Annotated in this window: 1 protein-coding gene; it reads right to left on the bottom strand. The window is 49.0% G+C overall.

Annotated elements, in window-relative coordinates:
* Positions 1–499 precede the first annotated feature (499 nt).
* On the bottom strand, positions 500–834 hold a 335-nt coding region (locus H8Z83_RS19260; protein WP_187016501.1), incomplete at its 5' end, for a tripartite tricarboxylate transporter permease.

Below are 834 nucleotides of genomic sequence, written 5' to 3'. Positions count from 1 at the left end.
CGACATAGTCGTTCATTTGTGTCCTTTCCGCTTTCGACGGAAGGGTACACACCCGCGCTGCCGGTACAGCGCCAAAAACTGTCGACCTTCATGGAACTTCCTGCGTACAGGGTGGTCATAATGCCCTACGGGGTCCATGAACGCCTGAGGTCACACCGGAGTGTGGACCTCACCGGAAAGCCGCGAGATTTGGCTTTCGCCTATCATCACTATAGGACAAATTGGAAGGGGTGTCAAGGTGGGCCAGAAACAAATGAGGCATGGACCGAAAAGCTACTTCCCGCGAGAACCCCGGTAGAATGCTATATGCCACAAAAATAGAAGACCGCCATCTCATTGAGTGAACGGCTTTGAGATGGCGGCCTTTTATACGTGGTTAGATTTTACACTTATGTTTTTATGTTGTCTTAAGTTCGTCTGTCAAGTCATTTCCAGTCAGCGCACTCCCCAAAGCAGAGAGTTTTCGTTTCCAAACTGAGCGGAGACGTTTTCCGTTCGATTATTTTGTCCCGGAAGTTTCAGCAGTATTCTGCTTTGCCAGCTTTCTGGACTTGTAGTTCCGGATGCCAAAAATTGCCACGGACACAATCGCGATCAAAATGAACGCGCAGCTGATCGGACGCGTGAAGAAAATGCTGAAGCTGCCTTCAGAAATGACCATGGCACGGCGGAAGTTCTTTTCAGCCAGAGGTCCAAGCACGATGCCCAGCAGAACAGGCACCAGTTGGAAGCCCATGCGCCGCAGGAAGTAAGAAACGATACCGAAAATCAAAATGATATAAATATCATAGATGCGGTTGTTGGTAGAATAAGAGCCTGCAATGCAGAATGTCA

Origin of the sequence: Dysosmobacter segnis (assembly GCF_014297285.1) — a bacterium.
GTDB lineage: Bacteria > Bacillota > Clostridia > Oscillospirales > Oscillospiraceae > Oscillibacter > Oscillibacter segnis.
Note: the sequence above shows the minus strand (reverse complement) of the source record. Positions and strands in the feature narration are given on the sequence as shown.